Raw genomic sequence first — 26,497 nt, 5'->3', positions numbered from 1 at the left:
GTTCACCCTTTCGGATTCGGTGTAAATGTGGGATTCTATTACCATCAAGGAGGCCGCTTATGGCCCGGCAGTTTTCACACTGCCCACGGTAACACGAATCTTCCCCAAAGCGCATGAGCATGGAAACTGAGCAAAAAACACAGCCTGGCTCGGTCACGACTTTACCCGGAACGGTCATCAACCATCTGCCTTCGGAGGGCAAGCAATACATTGGCTCTCCTAGCCTGGCCGTCCTCCCCGACGGCAGCTATGTCGCCTCGCACGATGTCTTCGGCCCATCCACTACCGAGATGGAGGAAGGCCACACGTTCATCTACCGCAGCGATGACCGGGGCGAAAGTTGGGAGCAGATTGCCACGATCAAGCCGGCCTTCTGGTCGAACCTTTTTGTGCATAACGGTGCCCTGTACCTGATGGGCACCACCCACCACCACGGGCTCATCGTCGTGCGCCGCAGTGACGACGGCGGCCACACCTGGACCCTGCCCGAGGATACCCAGACTGGGATCATCACTCCGTACGGGCAGTACCACACCGCGCCGATGCCGATGCTCGTGCACCGCGGCCGCATCTGGCGATCCATTGAGGATGCAACGGCCAGCACCCGCTGGGGAGTGCGCTATAATCCCCTGATCATGTCCGCACCTCTTGGGGCAGACTTACTGCGTCAGGACAGCTGGAGTTTCAGCTCCATCTACCGGCAGAACGCAGCCTGGCTCGACAACGGCTTCGGCGGCTGGCTGGAAGGTAACGTCCTCGCCCTGCCCGACGGCAGTGTCGCGAATCTCCTGCGTGTGGACGTAGACGCCGGTGGCGTAGCTGCGATGGTCACACTCGATACCGACGGCCACAGCCTGACGTTCGACCCCGAAAAGGACTTTGTCGAGCTCCCCGGCGGCGCTACGAAGTTCTCGATACGCCAGGACCCGCTGGAGGGCGGCTACTGGTCACTCGCTAACGCCGTCCCCGAGCGGCACGCCAAGGACCTGCCTCGCCATACCTTTATCCGCAACACCCTCGCCCTCCTCTACTCCGCAGATGCCCGCCACTGGGAGACCCGCGCCATCGTACTCTATCACCCGGACTCCAAGCGCCACGGCTTCCAGTACGTGGACTGGCTTTTCGACGGCGACGACTTGATTGTGGCCAGCCGCACATCCTGGGACGACCCGACCGGTGGCGCCCCCAACCAGCATGACGCCAACTTCCTGACTTTTCACCGTATCCCGGACTTCCGCACCGCTGGCGCGGGCCTCGACCTGGAGCAACAGATGGCGGCCCTCTCGCCCACTGGCGGCTCCCAACTATAAAGCCCCGCAGCACCAGCCAAGATCATCTCGACGCAATCCCAACCCATGAAAAAGATCAAGACACTGGTTCCCCTCAGCGCCGCATGCGTGCTGATGGTTTTCTCGAATTCATTTTTAACGACGGCCTCCGCCGAAACGCCCTCCACAGCCGAGAACCCGGCGACGACCCCGGCCACTCGCAACCCTTGGCTGGACCAGCATGAGCGGACGCTGAGAAACGTCAAAGCACACCCGGACGCCAAGCTTGTCTTTATTGGCGACTCGATCACGCAGAACTGGAACAGCCGCGGCAAGGATGTCTGGAAAGAGCGCTATAGCGGTCTGCCCGCGATCAGCCTCGGCGTCAGTGGCGACAAAACGGAGAACATCCTGTGGCGCCTCCAGCATGGCGAGCTCGACGGGCTCGACCCGGCGCTGATCGTCATCATGGCAGGTACGAACAACATTCACCGCGACACCGCCGAGCAGATTGCCGAAGGGATAGAGGCTATTGTCAATGAGGTGCTCGCACGCTGCCCGGACAGCCAGATCGTGCTGATGGGTATTTTCCCGCGCGGCCCCAACCCGCGCGCCCCCGAGCGTCCCAAGATCATTGAGGTGAATGCTATCATCTCGGAGCTGGCCGCTGACCCGCAGGTGGAGTTCCTCGATATCCGCGACAGCCTCGTCGATGAAAACGGCAACATGGACCGTGAACTTTTCCCGGACTACCTGCATCCGCTCGCTCCCGGCTATGTCATCTGGGCAGATGCCCTGAACCCCTACCTTGAAAAGGCGCTCTCCGCGCCTGAGGGGACCGAAGGATGAGCGATATCTGCGAATCGCCATCGGTGGCAGAAATCAGCCGCCAAATGGAGGCTTGCTCCAGCAGTTGGAAGAACCTAGATTCCAAGAACTTAGCTTACACGAAAAATGACGGATCGTCATCCTACTTGTGTATGGAATCGCTGGAATCACTGTGCAGCCAATACGGGGGGAAATTCACCCGCCAGCGCGGAGCTTGGCCCCGCGCGATTCGCGATTACTGGCTGATCTTTGAGGCGCTACATCCCATCGCCGCCGGCTATCTCAGCCGCAGTGCCCAGATCCATAAAAGCTGGGGCATGCGCTGGCATATTGAGAATAATCAAATGCGCACGCTGGAGTGCTACTCGCTGGTGCTCATCACACGCGGGCACGGATGGTACCGAGACGAGTTCACCAAGGCAGACATCGAGTTCCAGGCCGGGGATTTGATCTGCCTGTTTCCCGGCCAGGCCCATGCCTACGCCCCCGATCCGGGCGAATCCTGGGACGAGATCAACATCGAGTTTGTCGGCCCGGTGTTTGATAGCTGGATGGGTATCGGTCTGCTCGACCCACACCAGCCCATTCGCCATCTTGCCCCCTTCGATGCACCGGATAAAATCGACTACTGGCTGCGGCGCTTCTACGACGTCGTCCTGCCCCTGCTCAAGTCCAACACCTTTGAGCCGAGCCTGAGCGATACCGGCCGGATGCTCGCCCTGATCGCCGAGATGTGCGACAGCTGGCAGTCGGGGAACTGCGATGCCGACGTCAAATGGATCAGCGATGCCAAGAGACAACTGCGCGAGCTCCCGTTCGACCAAAAGCCGGACTACGATGAGCTCGCCCGCTCGTACAGCATCGGTGAGCAGGCCTACCGTAAAAAGTTTAAACGCCTCGGCGGACTGACCCCCGTGGAGTACCGCTCCCGCCTCCAGATCGAGGCGGCCTGCCACGAGCTGATTTCAGATAAGCCCATCAAGGAGATCGGCTACGATCTCGGCTTTGGCAGCTACTATTACTTTTCCCGGCGTTTCAAACAACTAACGGGCATGACACCAGGTGAATATAGGAATAGGGTAAATGCATAGCATGTGCATTTATAGCTGTTATAGCCCGATTTCCAGAAACGCATTAGGCTATAAATAAGTACACTCATTTCGCAAAATAGTTGCGTTACATACGGACCTGAATCCACCCCGGCGGCAAAGGCCCCATTGCGATACCAGATACCGCAGGCCGGAGCTTTCCCCCAGCTGTTAGCTGCTACTTAAGTACGTACTTTAAATTCCGATTTAAACCAGGAGGGGTATGCCGTGTTTTGCTGCCCCACGCCCGTACCAAATAAGACAATGGAGATATTTATTTGTGTGGGCCTTGGCGTTTGATGAAAGCAGTAAAATGGACATGATTATGGTTATGGATACCCCCCATAGTTCTTTTAACAACAACGACACCCCACCTATGATTAGGCCAGCGTTGTTGAAGCATCGGCGCGCCGCCGCCTTTTCGCTGGTAGAGCTACTGGTGGTGCTAGCGGTCATTGCTGTTTTGACACTATTTCTGATCCCCGCGGTAACAACGGTCAGGGCCCGCGCACAGAGCACGCAGTGCCTGTCAAACCTGCACCATATTCACGCCGGGGTCCTCATGTACGCGGCCGGCCACGAGGGCTGGCTCCCGCCCAACAACACGAACAGCAACTCCGGCGCCTGGTGGCAGCACGTCTACCCGAGCCTGATCGCCGACGCGGGCGTCTTCGAATGCCCACTGGATGAAACGGGCTGGATTAACGAAGCCAACGCCGCACTGGAAAACAACGGAAAACTCTCCTATGGGGCGATGGGTAACGACGACCCCTACGCCAAGCAAGGCGTGATGGACAAAAACCTGGGCATGTTCATCAACCCGAGCCAGTGCGTCATGATCCTGGATGCCCCGCGCAGTGGCCGTCAGCTGGCGAAAAACTGGTACTACAACTGGCCGAAGTACATCACCGACATCAAGCCCGTACACGGCGACAAGGTCAACATGGTGTTCGTCGATGGCCATGTCGATGCCTTGTCCGTTGATGAGATCCAGCAGCGATTCGACGAAGGCAAAATCAAAATTTCATACGGGAACATGACCTCCCGAACAGCAAAACTTGAACGATAAAAACCAACTATCCCGAGCGCAATGAACAAGACCTATCCAATACTCACGGCAGCTCTTTTTGCTGCCCTCCCCCTGACGGCCGCTAATTATTCGTGGACCAACTCGAATGCGGGTGGCCTGTGGAGCGATACCAATAACTGGAGCCCGGTTGGCCAGCCCGGCAGCGGCGACATCGTTGGTGCCCCGACCGCATTCGGCCAAGCTTACGTCGACACAGACGTCACGATCGACGAGCTCAAATATGAGACAGGTGCGAACAGCTGGTCATTGGTGGGCTACGGCAGCGACCACACCATGACGATGGATCAGCTGATCAAGTATGGTGGCCTGACGCTGTCGATCACCTCCAACTCCGCTGACGAGAAACTCTCATTGAACCTTGAGACCCTGAATGCCCGTGACGGCACGTTGAACTTGGGTGGCGTCAACTCCTGGCAGGCAAACGCCCTGGGCAGCCTGAATGTAACCGGGTCGACCCTGGTCTACGAGAATCTCAACATCAACGCCGACAGCGCCGCTCTGGGCTTGATCAGCTTTATGGATGCGCAAGGCGCGCTCGCCATCTCCTCCCTGCGCACGGGCGGTGATGCGGCACGTGAGGTCAGCAGCACAGGTCTGACGGGTGATGTCGGTACGCTCTACGTGACTGGCGCTGGTCTCCAGGCCACGAACGCAACCCTGACCACGACGCTGACGATCGATAACGACACGGACTACACCTACTCCGGCACGATCCTTGACCGCACTAATGACAGCACGAAGGCTGGCACGGTCACCCTGAACCTTATCAAGAACGGCACGGGCACCCAGCGCCTCGCCGGTACCAACTCCTACAAAGGCACCACCACGATCAACAGTGGTTCCCTGCTCGTGAATGGCACTCATGCCAACGCCGGAGCCTACCAGATCAATGGTGGCCTGCTCGGTGGTAGCGGCTCGATCACGACCGCCGATGCCGATATCGTCGTCGCCAATGGCGGTGGCCTCACCCCGGGTGACAATGGCGTGGGTACACTCACCATGGATCTGGGCACCGGTACGCTCGACATCTCGGCCGCAGCCGCTGCTCCGGCTGCTCTGGTCTACCAGATCGCAGCCGTCGATGCCAGCGACCGCATTGATGTAACCGGCACGGTCAATATTGGCGAGGGCGCACTCGACCTCGACAGCTTCGACTTCGACTTCCTCAGCGGCACTCAGGAGGGTACCTACACGCTCATTTCCTCCACGGAAAATATCGTCGGCACTCTGGGCAGCAACACCACTGGCACCTACGGTGACTGGTCGGTGACCCTGTATCTCTCCGAGAACAGCCACAACGTCATGATGGATGTCACGACAAACATTCCGGAAGTGTCTTCCCTGGGCCTGATCATCGGTATCGGCGCCCTTTCTGTCCTTGTTTTCAAGCGCAGAAAATAAGGCCCCAGACACTCACTCGCATCGACACAAGAAATACCCACCGAGAAAACGAGCATGTTATCAATCCCCACAGGGACGGTTAAGAGAATAGGTCTATCAGCTCTGTTTGCTCTGGCAGGAGCGACCCTGAGTCACGCTCAGGGCGCCCCTGCCCAGACAACAGACGTGCGAAATCCCCTGATGGGAGTCTGCACACACTTCATCCAGAAAAAAGGGATGGAGCACTGGGATCCTGAAACGTACATGCCGATGGTTGCAGACCTCGGTGTGGGCTGGATACGGGATGAAATCCTGTGGGGACAGGTCGAGCGCGAAAAAGGCGTCTACAAGCTTCGGGAGCATGACCTGGCGTGGATTAATCTCGCTCACAAGTACAACCTGAAAGTCTGCCTCACGCTGGCCGGGGGTAACGGACTCTACGAGAATAACTTCGACCCCGAGGCCTATGCGCGCTTCGCCGCCTTTGTCGCCAAGGAACTGGACGGCAAGGTGCAGGCTATTGAGGTCCAGAACGAGCCTTTTAACTGGTACGCCGGTTACTATGGCGAGGGCACGACGAGCGGTGGCGACTGGTACGGCCTCGACGTCAAGACCGGCGAGGTGCAGAGCTGGCTGGATCACTACCGCGTGATGCTCAACGCTGCTGCTGACGCCGTCAAGGAAGCCAATCCGGACATGAAGGTCATCGGCCTGGGCTCCTTCCCGGCCATCAACTACCGCCAGATCGAGGGCGGCCTGGCTGGCACCGTGGACGGCATCACCGCCCACCCCTACAGCTACCGCACCGTCCCGGAACTGGTCCCCTACGCAGCCGGTGAGAAGAACTTTACCCGCAACGGCAATCGCGACGTCGCCGACGCCGAGGGCACCTTTGCCTCGTTCATCAAGATGATGCGCGCCTTTTCCGCTGAGTACGACGGCCCCCAGGAAATCTGGCTGACCGAATGGGGCTTCAGCAACTTCCGCCTGCGCGGCAACCACCGCGGCAACTACTGGGGCTTCACGGAGCAGGCCGCTGCCGCCTACGCCCAGCGACGCTTCATCGAGGGCTTTGCCCTGGATGTGGAAATGTCTGCCATCTACTCGCTCCTCGACGATCGCTACAACATGAAGAGCAAGCCGCTGGAGACCTCTTTGAATTCGGAGAATAATTTCGGGCTCATCACCAGCAGCGGGCGGAAAAAGCCCGTCTATGACGCGGTGCGAAAAGTCGCTATCGCCACGGATGGCTTTACGCCCACCGATGTGGTCAAGGTCACTGTCGAGCCCCGCTCCTCACGCCCAGACGGGAACCCCGTCTCCTGGTGGGATGGCACTACACTGAGTGTGCCGGACAGGATCGCGAATTACCAGTTTTTGGACAAAAACGGCAATGTCGTCATCGCGCTGTGGTCCATGGAGCGTGTCAACGATCTGGCTCCACGCCCGGCCGACGTCACGATCGACATCCCCTTTGACGATGCGGACGACCTCGTTGTCGAGGACCTCATAACCGGCGATACCTATCCGGTCCTGATGTCTAAGACCGACGACGGAAAACTTCTTCTGCCGGACCTTGGCGTCCCGCCCCACCCGATTCTCATCCACCTGGGCGAGAATATATAAGAGCCCTCGTAAGCACGGGTATGGCATCACGCCGTATCCCCGAGCCTATGCGACAGCTATGCAGGTAACTTCGTCGCTCACGCAGCACGCAGTTCCCACAGAGACACCAACGACCTCGTCTGGGAGTTTGGTCGGCACGACCTTCAATACATTTTAGAAATCACGGTGAAAAAAGAGCATCACACACACAGCGAGACCAAAGCTCCTGACAAGATTCCCTTCATGGAGAAACTGACCATGGGCGGAGGGGGCCTGGCTCAGATGATGACCGATAACGGTATCATGTCGTTGGCCAACTCGGTGTATAACATGGTGCTCGGGCTTAATCCCGCCGTGATCAGCACGGTATTTGGGATCGTCCGTATTTGGGACGCCGTCACCGACCCCGTCATGGGGGCGGTCTCGGACAATACCCGCACGCGTTTTGGCCGGCGGCGTCCCTATCTCTTTGTCGGGGCCATCCTGTGCGGGCTGCTGTACCCGCTGGTGTGGTGCGTCCCTGAGGGCTGGGGAGGCACGGCCATGGCGATCTACTTCGCCACCGCCACCATCCTTTTCTACACCTGCGCCACGGTGTACGGGGTCAGCTTTCAGGCGCTGCTCACTGAGATGACACCTGACTACGAGGAGCGCACGCGCGTGACCTCGTTCGTGTATTTTATCCAGAGCCTTGGCTGGCTGATCCTGCCCTCCATCTTCTGGCTGTCGCAGTTTGACTTCTTTGGGGACACGCTGACCGGTGTGCGCACCCTCACCACGATCGTGGGCGGCTTCATTCTCGTCATGGGGGTCATCTGTGCGGTCCGCTCCAAGGAACGCTACATGAGCGTAGCGGCGAAGCAGAAAAAAGTCCCGATCCTCAAGGCCATCCGCAGCACGATGACCAACCGGCCGTTTCTGCTGTTGATCGGACTGTGTATTTTCATGCAGATCGGTAACCAGATGGTGAACACGCTGGGCACCTACCTGAATGTTTACTACGTCAACGACGGCGACCTCAAGGCCGGGGCAAAGATCGGCTTCATCCTGGCTGCGTGCAATGTACCGCTGAGCATGCTCGTGGTGGCCGTCGTGGGGCACTACTTTGCTAACGTGGAGAAGAAGCTCATCCTGCTGTGCGGCATGAGTCTGGCCCTCGTCGGCACCGTCTCCAAGTGGTTCCTGATCACACCAGAGCACCCCTACTGGCAAATCATCCCGCCCATGATCATGACCCCCGGTAACGCCTGCTTCTGGATGCTCATCGCCTCCCTGCGTGCCGACGTGTGCGACTACGATGAGCTGAAGACCGGCACCCGCAGCGAGGGTATGTTTGGCAGCGTCCACTCCTGGGTCATGAAGTTTTCCTTCTCCATCGTGTACAGTATGTCGGGCTTTATTCTGGTATGGGTGGGCTTCAATCAGGCACACGGCGGTGCGCAGGGCGAGCACACCATCTTCATGATGCGCTTCCTGTATTCCTTTGTGCCGACGACCTCGATCGTTATCGGTATCTTACTGGTCATCATCTATCCGCTGACCAAGGGCCGAATGCATGAGATTCGCGAGGAGTTGGAGCACCGCCGCTCTCTGTAGCGTCGCCCTCCCCGCGCCTTTTTCAGGCTTGAGTCACTGCGAAAACAAACGGCAGGCAGGCCATTGCACAATGAGTATACGCTTGACGTAAGTTTTGTTGCGACATCACCTTATCCGGGTCACTTGCCATGGATAAAAAGCGTGTTACCCAGGAAGACGTTGCCAAAGAGGCCGGTGTACACCGCGCCACGGTTTCGCTCTCCTTGCGCAGCCACCCCAGCATCCCGGAGAAGACCCGCGAGCGCGTCATAGAGGCTGCCCGGAAGCTCGGCTACGCGCCGGACCCGATGCTCTCGGCGCTGGCCATGTACCGCAACACGACCCGGAGCCACGCCTTTCACGGCACCCTTGCCTGGCTCGTTTTCACAGACCAGCGCGACTTTGATTGGCGGGATGTTGGCGTATTCAGGCAGTACCATCAGGGGGCCCTTGCCCGCGCGAAGGAAAACGGTTTCACGCTGGAGACCTTCGAGTTTAACCCCAACGAAATCCCCTACGACCGCCAGGCCTCGATCCTCAAGGCCCGCAACATCCGCGGCATCCTGCTCTTTCCTCAGCCCCTACCCCGTGTGGTAGAGGGCTTCCCCTGGGACGACTTCTCGATGGTCACCTTCGGGTACTCCCTGCTCAAGCCCGAGCTGCACACCGTCTGCTCCACCCAGTACCGGGCCATGCTACAGACCATGCACAAGCTGCACGAAAAGGGCTACCGGCGCATCTCACTGGCTATTGGATTTGGGATTAATGACAGGACCGATAACAACTTTCTGGCCGGGTACCTGGCCGCACAATACCGCATCGGTGAGCCACCGCTGGTGCACCAAAGGACATGGGGATGGGACCTGGACGCCTTCATCAATCGCCTTCGTGAGGAAAAGCCTGAGGCCGTCATCGTTGACAGCTACTACATGGTTAACCTGATGAAGCGGAGCGGACTTCGCATCCCTGAGGATCTGGCGGTGGTCTGTCCGATGCTCTCCTGCGAGCAGACAGACGTCGGCATCGCCGGCGTCACCGAGGACGGCTATCACGTGGGTGAAGTCGCGGTGGATCACCTCACGCGTATGCTCCAGCGCGGGGAAACGGGTGTACCCGAAAAGGTCCTGCGCATCCACGTAGAGGGCATCTGGCATGACAGCCCCACTCTGCCTGCCCTCAAGCGTAAAAAGGCCAAGAAAGCTCCCCGCTCTCGTCGCAAGAACTCCCAGCGCTAGAAAGGACTGTCTCGCCGGCCCATGGCCCCGCGTTTTACTAGCGCGCGTGAATAGGAGCAGTATTTCCACGGATCGGTATCTGCGTCAGGATACTGGGCATGGGTAAGTCATTTCTGTGTCGTGCACTTGGGGTCCCTGACCGCCTGGGGTTCATGTGTCCGGATCTACACACGAAGACAGACCGATCAGGGCATCCCCTATGCCCCCCAGCTTTCCTGCAAAAATCCAACGACAACCCCATAAAAACAAGAATCACATGAAAACATCCAACTCAAAGCTCACTCCCATCCTGTTCTCCGCATCGATCCTCGCGGGTGCGCTCCCGTTAACCTCCTCCGCCGAGGTCCTGTACTTCGAGAACTTCGAAAGCTACACCCCCGGCAGTGCTATCACCAGCGCCAGTCCATACTGGTCGAGCACGACGAATACCAATGACGTGTACTTCGAGGCCCACGACAGCGGCGACTACTTCGGCGCCGACAACCAGTACGGCTATATCGCTGACACCAGCGTCACAAATAACCAGAACATGTCGGACGCCACGTCTTCTTTTACCGGTACCTATACCGGCCAGATCGATCTCGACTTCTACGATGCCTCAGACGACCTCTTTAACGGAGCGGGCTTCATCCTTCGCTTCGGCACTGGTGACGGCAACACAAAGACCAGCTTCGGTATCTACATCCAAAACGGAGAGATCATGAAAGCGTACGGCCAATATGTGACCAGAGATCCAGCAACGGCCGTCACCTACGATATGGATACGGCCAATACGCTCTCGATCGTATTTAACAATACAGACGAGTCCATGATTTACGCAGGTGGCTCTATCGCCGCCTACAGCATGGATGTCTATCTCAATGGCGTCCAGATTGCACATGACTGGGGAACGGCTGGCGAAGATCCCGCCGGATCACTTATCCAAATGGTCAACTTTAACGCCAAAAGAAGCGCCAACAGCGAGTCCGACTTCGCAGGGACACTCTATCTGGACAACCTCAAGGTCAGCTCCGACATCAGCATCCCTGAGCCGTCCTCCTCCTATATGCTCATCGCCGGTCTGGCAGGCATGCTGATCGCGCTGCGCAAGCGACTGCTCAAGCAGCGCTCCTAAGGCGTACACACGGTATCCGCGCGTGGACTCTCACCGCGTGGCACTCCCGTCCTCTCTCTTTTAACATCCCAAAACGGGTTGTAAGTTGGATAGTCGTCCAAGGCTCCGACACGCAGATGCTGCGTTCGGAGCTTCGGATGGCGCATATCCAGGCCGTGTCTATCCGCAGGGCTTTTTCTTTTACAGGATCTATCACGGGGCGGGCTTTAGTCTACCCCTGACGGATACGGCTAAGAATCTCGTACGCAGTACGTGCGCAGAAAGAAATGTGCATCGTTATTTGCTGCCTAGCCCTGCCAAATAGCCGCCCTCCAGCGAGCCAGTCGGCATTGATCCCCCATCGCTCCTCTGAGTAGACATCCCCGAGATGGCGAGAGGGGCGCTCCTGTCTCCGCCACAACGGCCGACCAACTCTACACAACCGTCATCCTGGCATACGGCTAACTGAAGGCTGACGCCTCCCCGCAACTACACAAAAAAGCTCAGAGCACGCATCATGCTCTGAGCTTTTCGAAAGAATGGCTGCCGACGCGCCCTGTGGACGCCATCGGCGGGTGTGCTAGTCCTCACTGGAAAGACCTGCCATATCGAAGCTGGCAAGACCACCGTAGCCAAGGGGAAGGTAGACACGCTCTCCCACTGCTGTCGCACGCGCAGGGTTGCCTTTAAAGGTGGCTTCCTTCACCAGGACGGGTGGCTCGCTGCGGTCTTCAGACAGCTTCAGGATAGAAAGGTCTCCGCTCATGCGATCCGCAACGAATACGTAATCACCAATCACGGACGGTTTTCCGTGAACACCTTTTACCTGAAACAACTGCAGGTCGGGATTACTCCCGAGGGGCATCTTGTAGACTTCTTCATTTGAGGGATCAAAGCGGCAGACGCTATCGCCCACCATCGCCAGGACGAAGTCACCGTCAGCCGCCAGCCCACCGACTCGATGCTTAGAGGAATTGATCTTCCAGGAGGTGTGGATCTCCGGCTTCTCATAGCTACCGTCCTCACCAAAGTCGCAGACCACCGTCTTTGAGTAGGGGGTGTAGATCATCAGATAGCGGTCTTGAGCGCACTCGCGTGTCATCTGGTTCTGGTAAACCATGGTGTAGGGGAATCGCTTGTACAGCGTCGGGTGCTCGATATCCGAGACATCGAGCAGTGCAGAGACATTACCCGTCTGGACCAGAGCATATCTGGCATCCGGCGAAGGTGCTACCTCGACGATCGGCATGACTCCCTGTTTATAGGTCCCTTTGAGGGTAATCTTCTCGGGACTGGCCTCGTCGATCTCGTAAATGCACAGTCCAGCCGTATTTTCCGCCGCATAGATCCGGTTCCCAACGATCTGGATGTCATTTGTAATGTCGTTCGACGGATACTGGCTGATGACGTTCATGTCATCGTCGATCACGTAAATACCATCTGAGCCTGAAGCCACGTAGGTATAGTCACCATACCTGGCACTGCTCCACACCTGGCTGCCGGGCTTAAAGAGCTTGGGGTTCTTAAAGCCCATTGCGGCGAGGTCATTTGTGTAATAGGTGCCGCTGTAATCCTGACCGGGGAAGACCGTGGAGTCGTTCTCGTCTGTAGCCTCAGCCAGGTAGTCCTTACCGTGAAGCACGTACAGGTCATTAGAAGTGTTGGCGATGTACATGGTTCCATCCTGCACGTCGCAATCGATGAGGGCACCGTTTCGGACCTTCTCCGTATCAAAAGGATAGACCCAGGTGGACTTCCGCTTCAGGTCCGCATACCCGGGCTCACCCTTTTCAGTGACGACATCGATGTGCGCAACGCGCCGCGGCAGGCGCTTGTCGGTCGTGTCGTACACGTAGATACCGTTATAGGTGCTCGACAGGTACGCATAGTCACCGGCGACGCTCACCCGCCAGATGTCGGGGTACGAGCAGTACATCTGCCCATCCGTCCGGACTCTTGAAAGCAGGACAGGCTTTCTCGGGTCCCGCACATCGTAGATTTCCATACCGTTGCCGTTGCCGTAGCCCTGGCTTGTGGACTGCGGCTCCCAGTCCTCCATGTGGCCGGTGGCAGCATAGAGAATCCCGTCCTTGATATTCACGCCATCGCCGCGACCTCTCAGCTGGATATCACCAATGATCTTCGGGTTGTCGACATCGCGCACATCGCAGATGCGGACCTTGCGGGCGCCCCATATGCCGATGTATAGATAGCCATCATACACCTTGCAGTCCTGGCTCTCTCCGGCCGGGATATTCGAGACCATGACGGGGTTATAGATGTCTGAAATGTCAAAGATATCAACGCCGTAGGATCTGTCCGCGATATAGCAGTACTTGCCCTGTACATCGATGCCCGTGGCGGCCTCGATCGAGTCAATCCGTGAGGCGACAACCGGGTTCTCAGGGTCCGAGATGTCGAAGACATAGACTTCATTCGCCCTGGCGGTCGCGACGATCGCCTTCTTGTCATCCGTCATGCTCATCTGCCGTAAATCGCCGTACGGCTCGGTGCTTTTAACCAGCGTCGGGTCCTCTCCCCTGCCATTGGTCTTAAAGACGTGGAGAGCACGCTTCGTAATGGCATAGATATACTCGCCATTTGCAATCACGTCCGTGCACTCACCGATTCCCATGCCCTGATCCCAGTCAATGACGACCGTTTCCCAGCCATCAGACTCGACCATGTAGTAGCCGCTCTTAGTCTCCTCGAACGGCACACCGCTGGCCTCGACACGGAGGCCGCCGACATAGACCTTCTGGGGTTCACCGCCAAGGGTCATGGTGATGCGTGCTTCCTGACCTGTGGCTTTAAAGGGCACAAAAATCTGCGTCCATTGCCCGGAAAGCTGATACGTAAAGCCTGCCGTTTTTTTACCGGAATCACTGTCGATCGACACCGTAATCGTATCGAATACGTCAGACAGCTTTGCATAAAAGCTGAGCGTATAGACTTTTCCTTTTTGCAGATCAAACGGTGCAGCCGGAAAGCTTAGGCCAAAGTCTCCGGGCTTTGCCGAGGCCGTACAATCGAGCTCCCAAGCCTCTGTCAGACCCTCACAGTCATCGACCCGGACCATTTCCATCGATCCGTACTTTTGGCCGACCAGGGTGACGTCGCTCGCCCCCACAGCATCGGCATTGGTAACCACTCCAATCGTGGTGAACAGGGCAAGCATCAGACAAAGGGTTTTATTAAACATACGCATGGTAGATTTTCTCTTCTTTCGTTGGGGATCTCAAAGGCACATTTCACCTGGCACCGATACCCATAGATAGCATCGGGCCAGAAAATAAACAGCTGAAAGCAATGATGGTAGAGTGACTCCCTGTGACGGGATGGAGATAAAGCAAAGGAGTATGCTAATGCATCCTACTCCCCCTTGCAGGTAGTTTTAAGCAATCTTTCGACACAGGAAACATCTAATGGCGTAGTGAGAGCCTGCCAGTGATGCAACCCCACCCTCATTCACACAGTTGAGAAAAGAGATGTAAATAGTTTATATGCAAAACCTTAAAAACAATCCAAAGCCCGATCTCGTCTGAATGTCAGCTCGCAGCCGCATCCTTCGCGACAGAGTCGTCGAAGTCCTGCCGCCGCACCCACCGGAAGCACCACAGCGTCCCGACATTAACCGTCAGCCCGATCGCACAGGTAAACAGGATGGGCCAGCCGTCCCGCGCCCCCATCGCGATCGCAAAGGTGACCAGAGAGACATCCTTGAGCACAAAGAGCAGGTGCATCCCCTGAGAGAGGCTGCCGGTCTTGCGGAGCCGACGAATCATCTGCATCTGGATGATCCCTCCCTGCAGATACAGCAGGCTCACCACCACCACCAGACTCGGCAGCACGACCGGGTTTGGGTTCTCAATGGGGCGCCCAAAGGCGATCACCAGTACCGAGACCAAAAAGGCGCATAAACAGCCGATGAAAGCCCAGCCCGATCCGCGGCACTGTCGGTCACGAAAAATAATCCACAGGATTAACAACACCAGAAAAATGCCAAGTACACGGGGCCAGGCGAGGTAGTGGTTAAACGGATTGAGCAGCCCTCCGTATGTGAACAATGCCAGAAAAACAATGAAGCTCGTCACGAATCGGTTCAGTGATAGCCCCTCGGAGATGGACTGCCCCTCCTGGCGCTCGCGGTGGCGTTTCCACAGCAGGCGCACCTGTGTCGCCAGCCCGGCCGAGGCCAAAATGGACAAAAGCGCACTGATAATGCCCGTTATATGGTAACTGGACATAGCAAATAATTTCCCTTTTCGGGAGCGCGAAAGCAGGCGGCTCAGGCCGCGCCGTCACGAATCGTCAATACAACCTTACCCCGGTTTTCGCGGTTCTTAAGTATCTGGTGAGCGGCATCAGTCTGCTCAATCGGCAGGACGGTGTGGACCACCGGCTTGATCTGTCCGCTTTCAAACTGCGGCCACAGCTGCTCGACCAGTTCGCCCAGGATACGCTCTTTCTGCTCTAGCGAACGCGAACGCAGCGTGCTGCCGATGAGCCGAAGACGCCGCGTGAGCACAGCCCGCAGGGCCAGCTCAGTCGTCACACCGCCCAGGGTGGCGATCAGCACCCAGCGCCCCTCCAGCGCGAGCTTGGAGAGGTTTTCGCCGAGGGTTTTACCTCCCACACAATCCAGCACGACATCGATAGGGTGACCACTGGCCAGGCACTCATCAAAGACCGACTCCACCGACTCCTCGTGGTGGTTCACGATGCGGTCCACCCCGAGCTCCCGCATCAGCTCGGCCTTGGCCTGCCCCCCTACCGAGGTCACGGTGCGCGCGCCCAGATGCTTGGCAATCTGCAAGGCTGCAATCCCTACCCCGCTGGCCCCGGCATGGACGAACATCGTCTCGCCAGACTGCAAGTGCGCTTCGTTCACAAGGTTCAACCAGGCCGTGGCAAAAACCTCCGGCAGCGATGCCGCCTCAGCCATCGACAAGCCCTCCGGCACCGGCATCAACAACTCCGCAGGCACGGCAACCTTTTCAGCATAGCCGCCACCGCCAAGCAGTGCGCAGACCCTATCCCCGACTTTCCAGCGGGAGCCATCGACATCCTGCCCCACCTCCAGAATCACCCCCGCGACCTCCAGCCCCGGCCACTCCGGCCAGCCAGGGGGATGCGGGTACTTGCCCGCGCGTTGCAGCAGGTCCGCACGATTTACCGCGGAAGCGTGAATGCCAATAATGACTCCGCCGGGTTCACAAACCGGGTCCTCGACCTCGACCCACGCCAGCGATTCGTCTTCGTTTACCTTGATTACCTTCATGCTACGATCTCCAATGGATGCCGGCGTTCACACAGCGGGAAGCTCACCCGTGAGCCGGTCAGTTGTGACGCGTATGCGCCGTAAATCATTTCTAGCACCACCTGTGCATCCCGCACGCTGGCCAGTGGCTCCCGTCCCTCCTTCAGGGCGCAAATCAGATCCCAAGCAGCCCGGCGGTTATTACGGATAAAGTAGTGCTGGTGCCCCTTGTAGCTCCCAAACTCAAGCGGCGAAGCCCCCGGAATCACTGTCTCATCCAGCAAGGGTACGTCCTCGAAGCAGGCTTCATCCTCCGGAGGGAAGGCGGAACGACTCAGGCGCAGTTTACGCTCCTCGTCAAAGCGCACGGCCAGTGTACCGGTCGTACCGACAATTGTTATTCCCATACGTACGCCACGCTCGGTCATACCCCGGCGGCTTTCGAACCAGCCTCGCACGCTGTTGGAGAATTGGTACATGGCCAGGACTTCGTCACCGGCTACCGGCCCAATGGGCTCGGCGGTTTCAAGACATTGCCCGGCTTTGATCGGTTTCCCCTCAAAGGTGATGTCGGCAAAAACAGACCTTGGCGCTCCTAATAAGTAACATCCCAGATCCAGGATGTGGGTACCCAAAACAAGCATATCTTCCCCGCCCCCACGGTGGTCTTCTTTACCACGGCCATAAAAAGATACCACCCGTCCGATATCGCCGTTCCCGATCATACCCCTGGCGGTCTGAAAGACATTCGCATAGCGCCCAAGGTGTGCCACCGCGATACATACACCCCGTTCTTCGGCTTGCTCAACAATGTGGTCTACTTCGTCTAAACCTGCGCATAGAGGCTTCTCGCAATAGACATGAATACCGCGTTCAACCGCCACCCTAAGCGGCTCTGAGTGCTCACCAGGTAAACGCGAGCAGATAACAAGGATATCGATCGGGCCATCATCCAGAAGCGCATCCAGACTGCCATAGTGGCGTACCGCTCCGATCTCCAGCATACGTGCTTCAATGCCATCATAATTGGAGTCTACCAGCCCGACAATCTCGACCTGCGGAAGGCCCGTGAAAGCCAGATGCGTCAGGTGGCCTCCAAGACCGGGCTTACTCGTGTCATGTAAAATCCCTACACGCCAGACCTTCTTATATGAGCTCACTTCAAGCGTCTCCAATCAAAGACCGCGCCGACCGGAAAATCCTGCGGCGCCTCAGCCAGGTTTTTATACACGACAGGAGCCTCCTCAGGTGAGTATACCTCCGTCAAAATCTGGCCCATGTCCAGGCGTCCGTCAGCCATGAAACGCCATAGCGCAAGAATATCGTCCTGCCAGGTCCAGGCATGCGGACGCGACTCCATCTGGGGACGTGCTCTACCATGCGCCCCGACGATCTCGACCCCCGGTCGGTGTACTTGCTGGTAAAAATCTATCGCCGCATCCGAGACTCGCGTGCAGCCCAACAGCGAGATGCGACCAAACGGTTTGACGAATGAGAATGCCTGCTTCAGGGCAATCGACTGACCAGTGACCTCGACCACAACCTGAGCACCGCCGCCGGAGGCAGCCTTGACCTGCTCGATATAGTCACCGGCGGACGGATCGAAGGCCTGATGCGCCCCCATCTCGAGCGCCGTTTTACGCCGCGCCGCGCTCAAGTCTGTCGCAATGACAGGAGAAGCACCCGCAATGCGGCTAAGCGACACAGCCAACAGACCGAGAATGCCTAGGCCGACGACGACCGCGCTTTCGCCGATTTCCAGCCGCGCCTTGCGCAGGCCGTTAAGCGAAAAACTTCCAATAACAGCAAAGACCGCATGCTCAGAAGGCAATGAATCGTCTTCGAGCTTCAGCACTTCATCCCCCTTGAGGATGTTGTAGTTCGAGTGAGTGCTGCCCTTGTAGCTCAGCACACGATCCCCGACTTTGACCTGATACACACTAGCGCCGACCTCCACGACACGCCCCACACCGCTGTAGCCAAGCTTTTTGGGGAAGCTACCGGCAGGCTCATCCCCCAGATTGGGCATATCCATTAAACAAGCACGCTCAGTCCCGGCACTGATACCGGAGACTTCATTCTCCACCAGCACCTGATCAGTGGACAGGGGCTTAAGATCGGACTCAATGAGCTCGGCTTTACCGACGGATGTAAATGTAATGGTCTTTTGCTTCATGTCGTAGCCCAAAAGAGTAGAGCTAATCGACGCGTTTCATCAGCCCAAGGCTGCGCCCACCATCGACGACGTAGTTCTGTCCCGTGATAAAGTCCGCCTCGCTCGAAAGCAGGAAAACAACGACATTTGCGACATCGTCAGCCGAGCAGATGCGCCGCAGGTAGTTCGTTTTGCGCATAGACTCAGCGTCCTGGTCGGGACGCGGCACCAGCCCCGGCGAGACGCAGTTCACGTTGATCCCAAACTCGCCCAGCTCCATGGCCAGCGTCTTCGTAATCGCGATGATGCCCCCCTTGGCAGCCGAATAATCTGCGCAGTAGGCCAGCCCCTGCACGCCGACGATGGACCCGATGTTAATAATTTTCCCGGAGCGGCGAGCCACCATTTGCTCCACCACCGCACGGATACAGTAGATCGGTCCCTTCAGATTCACATCAATGATGCGGTCTATGACCTCGTCTTTCGCCTCGTGAAACAGCGAGCATTGGCTGCGGGCACTTCCGCCAGCGTTGTTGACGAGGATGTCGATTTCGCCGAGCTGCTCGCGGACGGTGCCCACCATCGTGTTGATGGATTCACGGTCGCAGACATTAACCGATAACGGCAGGGCACGCCCGCCCGCCGATACGATTTCATCGGCCCGTTTCCGGGCCTCATCCAGATTCATATCGGCCAGGGCGACAGACGCGCCCTGCGCGGCGAGTTGACGCGCAATCGCGCTCCCAAGCATACCACCTCCACCGGTGATCACTGCGACTTTGTTTTGATATTTCATAGGGTAATTATTGGCTAAAAATACGTGACTAGAATGAAACGGGTTCGTCCCCGCAGGCCGCGAGCAGGACCTCCTGCACGGTGTACTCGTGCTCGAGCGGATACGGGTTCTCAATCTCTCCACGTACGATCTTCGCAAACTCACTTAGCTGGCCGTCGTAGCGTCCGCTCATCGGCGGCATCACGATGTCGTTGATGCCCGCAGGAAACTCGCCACAGGCGGCCTCCAGGATCAGGCGCGGCGTCAACGCGGGCAACGGGGGGTCTTGCCGCTGCACATCGCACCCCTCGATGGGTTTGACCTCAAAGGTCCCCTTGTCGCCACAGACGACGAGCTGGCGACGTCGGAAGCCATCGACCTCCAGGATCGACGTGCGCACCGAGGCCACCGTTTTCGGGTATTCAAGAACCGCAAAGGCATTGTCCACCAGGGTATCCTTGTCAGGAAAGGTTTGGCGGAGGAACGGCGTCACCCGCTGTGGCTTCCCCAAGATCGAGATAACGAGGTCGATCAGATGGCTACCAAAGATGTACATACTGCCGCCGTGGAACTGCGACATCCACTGACGATAATCGTCGTCCATGGTGCGGCTCATGACGGTGGACAGTTCGAACACCTGACCCAGCCACCCCTCTCGCACCGCCCGCTGGCAGAGCTGCACCGCCGGATTGTTTCGGTACATGTAGCCGAGCTGCACCGTCAGGTTCTTACGAGCCGCAAGGTCGAGCATCGTCCGGTATTCTTCCAGCGAATAACCCGCGGGCTTATCCATATGCACATGAAATCCCGCCTCCAGGCAGCGCATGGCCGTCGGCACCAGCATGGGGACATCCGTCTCCACCATGACAGCCTCCAGTCCGGGCGTATTGAAAAGCTCCTCCTCTCTTAGCCAGGGCAGCCCCTCGTACGCCTCTAGTTCGCCGCGCTTCTCACGCCACTGTGGGTCCGCCTCGACGACACCGACGACTTCGAAATCATCCGACAGACGGCGGACGGTTGCCATCTCTTCAGAGGCATGATTATGGCCGATACCGATCTGCCCGATCTTGATTTTTCGTGGCAAATCCTGAGCTGGGGGATTCTCTCTCACCTGGGTTGGGGGTATGATTGAGCGTTTCGTTGTGTCCGATCATATTGCCAAAGCGGATTCGATTTCAGCAAGTTTAGTTTTGAAAATATCATGTATAAATAGATGTAAATTACCTTTGTTTTCAGAATATTTTCAACACGTCTCCGGCCCCCGAACTTGAGCAAAATGAAAAATCCCCGTGTCACTCAAACTTGCTGATCGGCCTCCCTTCCCTATGGTCAGTGTCATAATCTCACGCGCACAAGCTTTGCCGGATGCTTGAGATTCTGCCCGATGAGCATAAGCTGGCATCATGAAAGAGCAGGTGCGCAATGCGGTAAAAGAAGTTGGCAAAGGAGTTTCGGGAGTCGGTAAGGGTGTGACAAACGTCATCACGACATCCACCGGGGCCGTGACCAATGTCGTGACCGGCACGGCGACTGCTATCGGACGCGGCGTCAAACATATCGGAGCATCTGTGCTGGGCCTGGAAACGCATGACACGGTGGCGATGAAAGGCTCGGCACCGGGCTCGGCGCCGGGTATCGAGCACTACCTCAACCGTGAGAACGCCAACGATATCCCGGTTACGATTTCCTGTCTGGACTATGGCCCCGAGGTGTACGAGGTGACCGACGTGGATGACCTCGAAGCCTTCCTGGCGAAGCCACGCCCCGAGGGCGCTACGGTTCGCTGGCTGAATGTTGATGGCTTGAACCCGGTGACAGTTGACCGCCTGCGCCAGCATTTTGGTTTCCACACCTTGTCGGCGGAGGACGTCATCCAGCCCCTGCAGCGCCCCAAGCTCGAAGCGCACGACGACCACTTGTTTCTCGTGATCCGCATGATCCAAATCGCAGAGGGCAAGCTGCGCAATGAGCAGGTCAGCATTTTCAAATTCAAGGATACACTGCTCACGATTCAGGAAATGAGGGGCGACGTCTTTGACCCGGTGCGCAAGCGGATCGAAGCCAAGGGCGCCCGCTTCATGCAGCACGGCACAGACTACCTGCTCTACACCTTACTGGACTCCGTCATCGACCACCTCTTTCCCCTGATCGAGGGCTACGGCACGGCACTGGAGGACATGGAGGAAGACATCGCCTATGACCCCAAGCCCGCCTCCCAGCACCGGCTGTTTGCGATCAAGCGCGACCTCTCGCAACTGCGCCGCACGATCTGGCCCATGCGCGAGGTGATCGATCTGGTCTACCGCGACGAGTCGGGTGCGATCTGCGAGCCGGTAAAGGCGTTTATCCGCGACGTGTATGATCACGCGATGCAGGCCATCGACATCGTGGAGACCTACCGGGAAACCGCTTCGGGCCTGAACGATCTCTACCAGAGCTCCGTAGGCAACAAGATGAACGAGATCATGAAGGTGCTGACCATCATGGCGTCGTTCTTCATCCCGGTGACGTTTGTGGCCGGTGTTTACGGGATGAACTTCGAGCACATCCCCGAGTTGGATTGGCAGTATTCCTACTACGTATTTTGGGGACTGTGCCTCTCGATGACGGGCGCACTGGCGTTTTACTTCTGGCGCAAGGGCTGGATCGGCGGTCGCAAATGAATACTCCTTCCGATGCCGCCTAAGCACTGCTCGATCGCCAGAGACACCGGCATGCTTCACCCTGCCTGGAATGCAGCGCGACCCATCCGTGCTCGGTCGTGTCTCGGTACCTACGCCGTACCACCGGTGATCGATATGCTGTCCTTGTTCAGCTCGATACGGCGCTCCTTGTAGAGAGCGCTCACGGCACGCTTGAAGACTTTTTTGCTGATCCCAAGCGCATCATAGATGTCTTCGGCCGAGCTTTTATCATGGAGCGGGAGGACGCCGCCGTTTTTCTCGATCGCCGCGTAAACCAGCGCGGTCGAGTCGGCCACGCCCCGCTCCCCCTCCGGCTGCAGGACGATGTCCAGCTTACCGTCCGCACGCACGTTTTTCACGTAGCCTTTCATGCGGTCGCCGACATGGATTTCCTCGAAGATCGAGTTGTTGAAAATCATCCCCCGGTGCCGGTCGTTCACAATCACATTGGCCCCTAAGTCGGTAAAGTGGGACACGAGCAGATCCACCTGCTCGTAGCGCTTGAGGTTGGACTTCTCGCAGCGCAGGAACTTGTTCAACTTCGTGTAGCCGACGAGGCGGCCCGTTACCTCGTCCACCCCCATATACACAATGTACGAGTTGCCCTTGCGCATGGACTCCTCCTGATTGGCAAAGGGAACCAGCAGCTCCTTATCCATCCCCCAATCGACAAAGGCCCCGATCCCGGTCGTCGAGGTGCACTGCAGATACGCGAAGCGGCCTGTCTGGATCAGGGGCTGCCGCGTGGTCGCGATCGGGCGTTCCTTATGGTCCAGATACACAAAGACCTCAATCACCTCTCCCAACTGGAAGCTCTTGGGCATGTCTTTACCCGGCAGCAGGACCTCGTCGCCGTCGTCATTGCGCAGGTACAGCCCTGGCTCAACATCCCTATCAATGATTAACTTATGGAATTCTCCCAGTCGTAACATCGCCGCACACTAGAGACACTGAGCCAAAAGTAAAAATCATTCGGTGCAGGATCTGGTCGGACTTATGACCGGTCAGGCCCCATCGATGCTACTCAACCGGCACGAATTCGACATGCCAGTCAAAATAAAGTACGTTACGCCCATCTCCGTAGATCGGACCATCCGGCAGAGTTGAGTACCAGCCAGCGGCATCATTGGCATTCTCCTTGTCCAGGTCTTTTATCGCCCAGGTACTAGAAGGATCCTCGATGACATGAACCGGCTTGGATTGCCGGTATATATACGTCGGGTAACCCCATGGCGATTGAGCAGGCCCTCCCAGGTCATTAATCAGGTACGAGGGAGCCTGGCGGGCCATGTTCCCCTGTACACTTTCCCAGCGATCAGTCAGAAAGTACGGATTCTTCGCGGGGTATGAGATCGGATCGGGCAGCCCCAGATAGGAAGCCGTAAGGTAGGCCAGCTGCGGCTCATCTGCATTACGGTAATACCAGGGCTTCTGCCCAGAGCGTAAGGGTCCGGGTAGATATCCTCCGTTAGCATTCGCGTAGAGACCGATGGCGAGCCCCACCTGACGCAGGTTCGAGGTCCCCTCGGTCTTTTGGGCGGAAAGCCTGACGCGCTGAGTAAGGGGTATGATGAGCAAGGCAAGCAGCCCAATCACCGCAATAACGGCCAAGCATTCAACAAGCGTAAAACCACCCCGATAGACAATTCGCATACGCTTTAACATTATCTTCACGGTCTGGGGCATAAGACCGGAATATAGCGATATGTGTAAAGTTCACGACGCTTACATTATGCACATTGGTGCGCCACCACTTTCGAATATAATCGCTGCTAAAGACTCGTCCGCAGCGTGCTGCCATTCACCCAGAATCCTTCGACCAGCGTGGTGATGGGCACTTGGGGGATGCCACGCTCATTGTTGTGAATCATTTCGACGACCACATTCACGACGACTCTTCCCACCGTGTTATTGTTTTCGTCGATCCCTGAGCAATCACTACTCACACCGTGGCGCGCAGCCATGGCGACACCGATATCCTCGGGCACGCGAAGCTGCATCTCCTTGAGGTAGTGCATGATATTATCACTGTGGGCGACGATAACGTCTGGCTTATAGGTCCTGACCCAATGTTCAAAGGCAGGCAGTGACTCTTCTTCGTAAATATACAAGGGGATGTCCGCGCGGCTGCCGGCGCCTGGCCGATACATTTCAAAGGCGGCAGCCCATGCTCGATCGACAGACTCATGAATGCGCCGCAAGCAGGCAAAACCCGGCCGTTTATAGCCGAGCGCATCCAGTTGCTTCATGAGCAGCGCCATTGACCGGAAATGGTGATTGGTCACGACATTGAGGTGCGGAGATGTCACCGTATGGCTGATCGAGACGGCCGAAAACTGGTCCCAATCCAGGTCGATACTGACATTCGCCTTCGGCATGGGTAGCAGAATGACCCCCTGAATGTTGCGGGCCTTGAGGATGGCAGAGGCTCGTGCACCGCTCATGCCCGCCTCCCCGAGCCAGAAGGGATCCAACGAGTAGCCAAGCTCCTCGGCCCGTTGCAGTGCTCCGCTATAGTACCCGACTTTCTCATGGGTCAGCCAGCCGTCACGCGTGGGATAGTTTGTGGCCCATGCCAAGGCCGCCTGGTAGTGATGCGCGGCCTTGGCGCTACGGTAACGCATGAGCGAGGACAGCGCCGGGTCCGGGCGGTACCCCATCCGTCGAGCAAGCTTCAAAATGTGCTCGCGCGTCTCCGTCGCAATCTGCGGGTCATTACGCAGGGCACGCGACACAGTGGCATGGTGGACACCAGCCTTTTGGGCAATTTCACGGATAGTTACTCGGTTGCTCACGCACCAATGTGCATCAACAATGTTTTGAATAATGTCAACGCAAAGATAAATCTGAACCCCATGCAGTACATCAGTTCTCCAGTCGCAGATCTGAAGCGACTTATGATGAACTAATCATGCACGCGTCGATAAAAACGCTCCTGAGTCACTAACCCCAAACGTCTATCCCATGAAACCATACCTGAGCTCCAAACTTATCCTTGCCGGAATCGCTTCACTCCTGACCGTCACCTCCACCCATGCTGTCATCATAGACGGAGGCGACCTGACCTACGTCAGTAACACCAATGGGACGCTCGACGTCGATGCCGGTAACGACGCCGTTACCATGGACGCCAACGGCAGCAGCTACTACACCTTTGGAGCAAACCTGTCGGACACGCTGAGCGTCATGAGCGCTGGCGAGAGCGTGACCCTGAGCATGAATTTCAACCAGACCGAGGGGTTCGGGCTGTTTCGCGTTGGGCTTTTCAATAGCGGAGGCACACCGCTGGAGGATGGTTCGGCGTTCAATGCCTCAGCATCCAACGATGCCGGTATCTTTGTCATCGTCAGGCAGACCTCGTCCGACACGACCTACGAGACGGGGACAGACGGGGATATGTTTTTCGGGAGTGACCGGACTACCGACACCACGAACACCGGCAGCTATTCCAACACGCTCAACGGCGCCCTCTCCATCACCTACTTTCTCGACGAGAGCAGCAATGTGAATGTAACCGTCGCCCTCAACGGCTCAGATTTATACACGACCGGATTTACCACCACCGGCGGCATGACGTTTGATACGATCGCGTTCGTCAACGACAGCAGCGGAACCGCCGCCAAGAGCATCACATTCAGCAATGTGAGTATCAATGCGATCCCCGAAGCTTCAGACTTCGCGCTGTGGGGCGGCATCCTTTGCGTAGGACTGCTCGTACGCCTCAGGAAGGCACGTCGCTAGTCGTCATCGCACCCACGGTATTCACGCACACCCGGTTTTCTATGGCTTCGTTTTCGATTCAGGTTTTATGCAAACGCACGTGGACGAGTTTGCTGCTGGCAGCAGCAACCTTCACATGCAGCGCTGGCTATGGCAGCGAGCAACTCCTCCACAATGGCTCTTTCGAGAAGGGCCGGGATGGCTGGTACCTATTCGTCCCATCCAGCTCTGCGCAGAGCAAGTGCGAGTACTCGATCAGCCATGACGGGCCGGAAAATCGGCCCAGTGTCGCGATGAGTTCGGCGTCTTTTGCGCGCTATGCATTCTCATCGACAGAGGCCATAGCCGTACAAGAAGGCAAACGCTACCGGATAAGCGCCTGGATCAAGACCGAACCCGGTATGGCCGTAAAGCCGGACACCCCCGGCCTGGTCATACGTGTTTTGTGCAAAAACGCTGATGGGCAGGATGCCAAACTCGGGCAACACCTGTATATCGGCCTGGGAAACAAAGTGGAGCTGAGCGTCGGCCCACCGGCTCAAATCGAAACCACCCAGCTGCCCGAAGAATGGACACAGATCGACGCAGTGGTTGAGTTTCCGCCACAGACACGTCTGGTCAACATACAGCTAACCAGTGCCCAGACTCAGGGCACCGTCTGCTGGAGCCATGTAACGTTTGAAGAGGCTGCCCCTCAGACACCGCTCACTCCAGTACTCGGAAAAAAAAAAGAGCGCTGAT

22 protein-coding genes are annotated in these 26,497 nt (G+C 57.4%); 12 read left to right on the top strand and 10 right to left on the bottom strand.

Annotation, left to right across the window (positions count from 1 at the left end; all coding sequences use genetic code 11):
* The first annotated feature begins 113 nt into the window (after window positions 1–113).
* The 9 genes from K0V07_RS12045 (at window position 114) to K0V07_RS12005 (ending at window position 11,183) form a co-directional block, all read left to right on the top strand.
* Window positions 114–1,310 carry a sialidase family protein gene (locus K0V07_RS12045; RefSeq protein ID WP_220621640.1) on the top strand — a complete coding sequence of 399 codons (1,197 nt, stop codon included), beginning with the start codon at window positions 114–116 and terminating at the stop codon, window positions 1,308–1,310.
* A gap of 45 nt (window positions 1,311–1,355) precedes the next feature.
* Window positions 1,356–2,117, top strand: coding sequence for a GDSL-type esterase/lipase family protein (locus tag K0V07_RS12040; RefSeq protein ID WP_220621639.1), 762 nt, complete (start codon window positions 1,356–1,358; stop codon window positions 2,115–2,117).
* A gap of 131 nt (window positions 2,118–2,248) precedes the next feature.
* Window positions 2,249–3,187 (top strand): AraC family transcriptional regulator, encoded by a 939-nt coding sequence (locus K0V07_RS12035; protein WP_220621638.1) that lies wholly within the window; start codon window positions 2,249–2,251, stop codon window positions 3,185–3,187.
* Between the two features lie 373 nt (window positions 3,188–3,560).
* Window positions 3,561–4,253 carry a prepilin-type N-terminal cleavage/methylation domain-containing protein gene (locus K0V07_RS12030; protein WP_220624092.1) on the top strand — a complete coding sequence of 231 codons (693 nt, stop codon included), beginning with the start codon at window positions 3,561–3,563 and terminating at the stop codon, window positions 4,251–4,253.
* A gap of 21 nt (window positions 4,254–4,274) precedes the next feature.
* A complete protein-coding gene (locus tag K0V07_RS12025; protein ID WP_220621637.1) occupies window positions 4,275–5,675 on the top strand; it encodes an autotransporter-associated beta strand repeat-containing protein in 1,401 nt (466 codons plus the stop codon).
* 243 nt (window positions 5,676–5,918) lie between these two features.
* Window positions 5,919–7,280, top strand: coding sequence for a hypothetical protein (locus tag K0V07_RS12020; protein ID WP_220621636.1), 1,362 nt, complete (start codon window positions 5,919–5,921; stop codon window positions 7,278–7,280).
* Between the two features lie 222 nt (window positions 7,281–7,502).
* Window positions 7,503–8,855, top strand: coding sequence for an MFS transporter (locus K0V07_RS12015; protein ID WP_220621635.1), 1,353 nt, complete (start codon window positions 7,503–7,505; stop codon window positions 8,853–8,855).
* A 128-nt stretch (window positions 8,856–8,983) separates the two neighbouring features.
* The gene (locus K0V07_RS12010) at window positions 8,984–10,069 is read left to right on the top strand and encodes a LacI family DNA-binding transcriptional regulator (protein ID WP_220621634.1); all 1,086 of its coding nucleotides are present in this window, start codon (window positions 8,984–8,986) and stop codon (window positions 10,067–10,069) included.
* Window positions 10,070–10,325: 256 nt separating this feature from the next.
* Complete coding sequence (locus K0V07_RS12005; RefSeq protein ID WP_220621633.1) at window positions 10,326–11,183, top strand: PEP-CTERM sorting domain-containing protein; 858 nt, start codon at window positions 10,326–10,328, stop codon at window positions 11,181–11,183.
* Window positions 11,184–11,742: 559 nt separating this feature from the next.
* Here K0V07_RS12005 and K0V07_RS12000 read toward each other — a convergent pair.
* From K0V07_RS12000 to K0V07_RS11970, 7 genes are all read right to left on the bottom strand, one after another.
* Entirely contained in the window at window positions 11,743–14,364 is a 2,622-nt protein-coding gene (locus K0V07_RS12000; protein WP_220621632.1) for a carbohydrate binding domain-containing protein, read from the bottom strand.
* A gap of 346 nt (window positions 14,365–14,710) precedes the next feature.
* Window positions 14,711–15,409 carry a hypothetical protein gene (locus K0V07_RS11995; protein ID WP_220621631.1) on the bottom strand — a complete coding sequence of 233 codons (699 nt, stop codon included), beginning with the start codon at window positions 15,407–15,409 and terminating at the stop codon, window positions 14,711–14,713.
* Window positions 15,410–15,450: 41 nt separating this feature from the next.
* Window positions 15,451–16,443 carry an NAD(P)H-quinone oxidoreductase gene (locus K0V07_RS11990; RefSeq protein WP_220621630.1) on the bottom strand — a complete coding sequence of 331 codons (993 nt, stop codon included), beginning with the start codon at window positions 16,441–16,443 and terminating at the stop codon, window positions 15,451–15,453.
* Window positions 16,440–17,582 carry a Gfo/Idh/MocA family oxidoreductase gene (locus K0V07_RS11985; RefSeq protein WP_220621629.1) on the bottom strand — a complete coding sequence of 381 codons (1,143 nt, stop codon included), beginning with the start codon at window positions 17,580–17,582 and terminating at the stop codon, window positions 16,440–16,442. The genes K0V07_RS11990 and K0V07_RS11985 overlap by 4 nt, the downstream gene beginning before the upstream one ends.
* Window positions 17,579–18,598 (bottom strand): zinc-binding alcohol dehydrogenase, encoded by a 1,020-nt coding sequence (locus K0V07_RS11980; protein ID WP_220621628.1) that lies wholly within the window; start codon window positions 18,596–18,598, stop codon window positions 17,579–17,581. Before K0V07_RS11980 ends, K0V07_RS11985 begins: the two co-directional genes overlap by 4 nt.
* A gap of 22 nt (window positions 18,599–18,620) precedes the next feature.
* Window positions 18,621–19,373 carry an SDR family oxidoreductase gene (locus K0V07_RS11975; RefSeq protein ID WP_220621627.1) on the bottom strand — a complete coding sequence of 251 codons (753 nt, stop codon included), beginning with the start codon at window positions 19,371–19,373 and terminating at the stop codon, window positions 18,621–18,623.
* Between the two features lie 28 nt (window positions 19,374–19,401).
* On the bottom strand, window positions 19,402–20,436 hold the full coding sequence (locus K0V07_RS11970) for a Gfo/Idh/MocA family oxidoreductase (RefSeq protein ID WP_220621626.1): 1,035 nt from the start codon (window positions 20,434–20,436) through the stop codon (window positions 19,402–19,404).
* A gap of 319 nt (window positions 20,437–20,755) precedes the next feature.
* Between K0V07_RS11970 and corA the strand changes: the two genes are divergently transcribed.
* Window positions 20,756–22,015, top strand: a complete 1,260-nt coding sequence (gene corA / locus K0V07_RS11965) for a magnesium/cobalt transporter CorA (RefSeq protein WP_220621625.1) — start codon at window positions 20,756–20,758, stop codon at window positions 22,013–22,015.
* A gap of 110 nt (window positions 22,016–22,125) precedes the next feature.
* Here corA and K0V07_RS11960 read toward each other — a convergent pair whose 3' ends face one another.
* The 3 genes from K0V07_RS11960 to K0V07_RS11950 form a co-directional block, all read right to left on the bottom strand.
* Window positions 22,126–22,968 (bottom strand): S1-like domain-containing RNA-binding protein, encoded by an 843-nt coding sequence (locus tag K0V07_RS11960; RefSeq protein WP_220621624.1) that lies wholly within the window; start codon window positions 22,966–22,968, stop codon window positions 22,126–22,128.
* An 88-nt stretch (window positions 22,969–23,056) separates the two neighbouring features.
* Complete coding sequence (locus K0V07_RS11955; RefSeq protein ID WP_220621623.1) at window positions 23,057–23,689, bottom strand: type II secretion system protein; 633 nt, start codon at window positions 23,687–23,689, stop codon at window positions 23,057–23,059.
* A 119-nt stretch (window positions 23,690–23,808) separates the two neighbouring features.
* Window positions 23,809–24,831, bottom strand: coding sequence for a LacI family DNA-binding transcriptional regulator (locus K0V07_RS11950; protein ID WP_220621622.1), 1,023 nt, complete (start codon window positions 24,829–24,831; stop codon window positions 23,809–23,811).
* 169 nt (window positions 24,832–25,000) lie between these two features.
* Between K0V07_RS11950 and K0V07_RS11945 the strand changes: the two genes are divergently transcribed.
* Window positions 25,001–25,777 carry a hypothetical protein gene (locus tag K0V07_RS11945; RefSeq protein ID WP_220621621.1) on the top strand — a complete coding sequence of 259 codons (777 nt, stop codon included), beginning with the start codon at window positions 25,001–25,003 and terminating at the stop codon, window positions 25,775–25,777.
* Between the two features lie 41 nt (window positions 25,778–25,818).
* The gene (locus K0V07_RS11940; RefSeq protein WP_220621620.1) at window positions 25,819–26,496 is read left to right on the top strand and encodes a hypothetical protein; all 678 of its coding nucleotides are present in this window, start codon (window positions 25,819–25,821) and stop codon (window positions 26,494–26,496) included.
* Window position 26,497: the final 1 nt, after the last annotated feature.

The sequence above is a fragment of the Ruficoccus sp. ZRK36 genome (assembly GCF_019603315.1).
GTDB lineage: Bacteria > Verrucomicrobiota > Verrucomicrobiia > Opitutales > Cerasicoccaceae > Ruficoccus.
The sequence above is the reverse complement of the archived record's forward strand: the minus strand, read 5'-3'. Positions and strand labels throughout refer to the sequence as shown.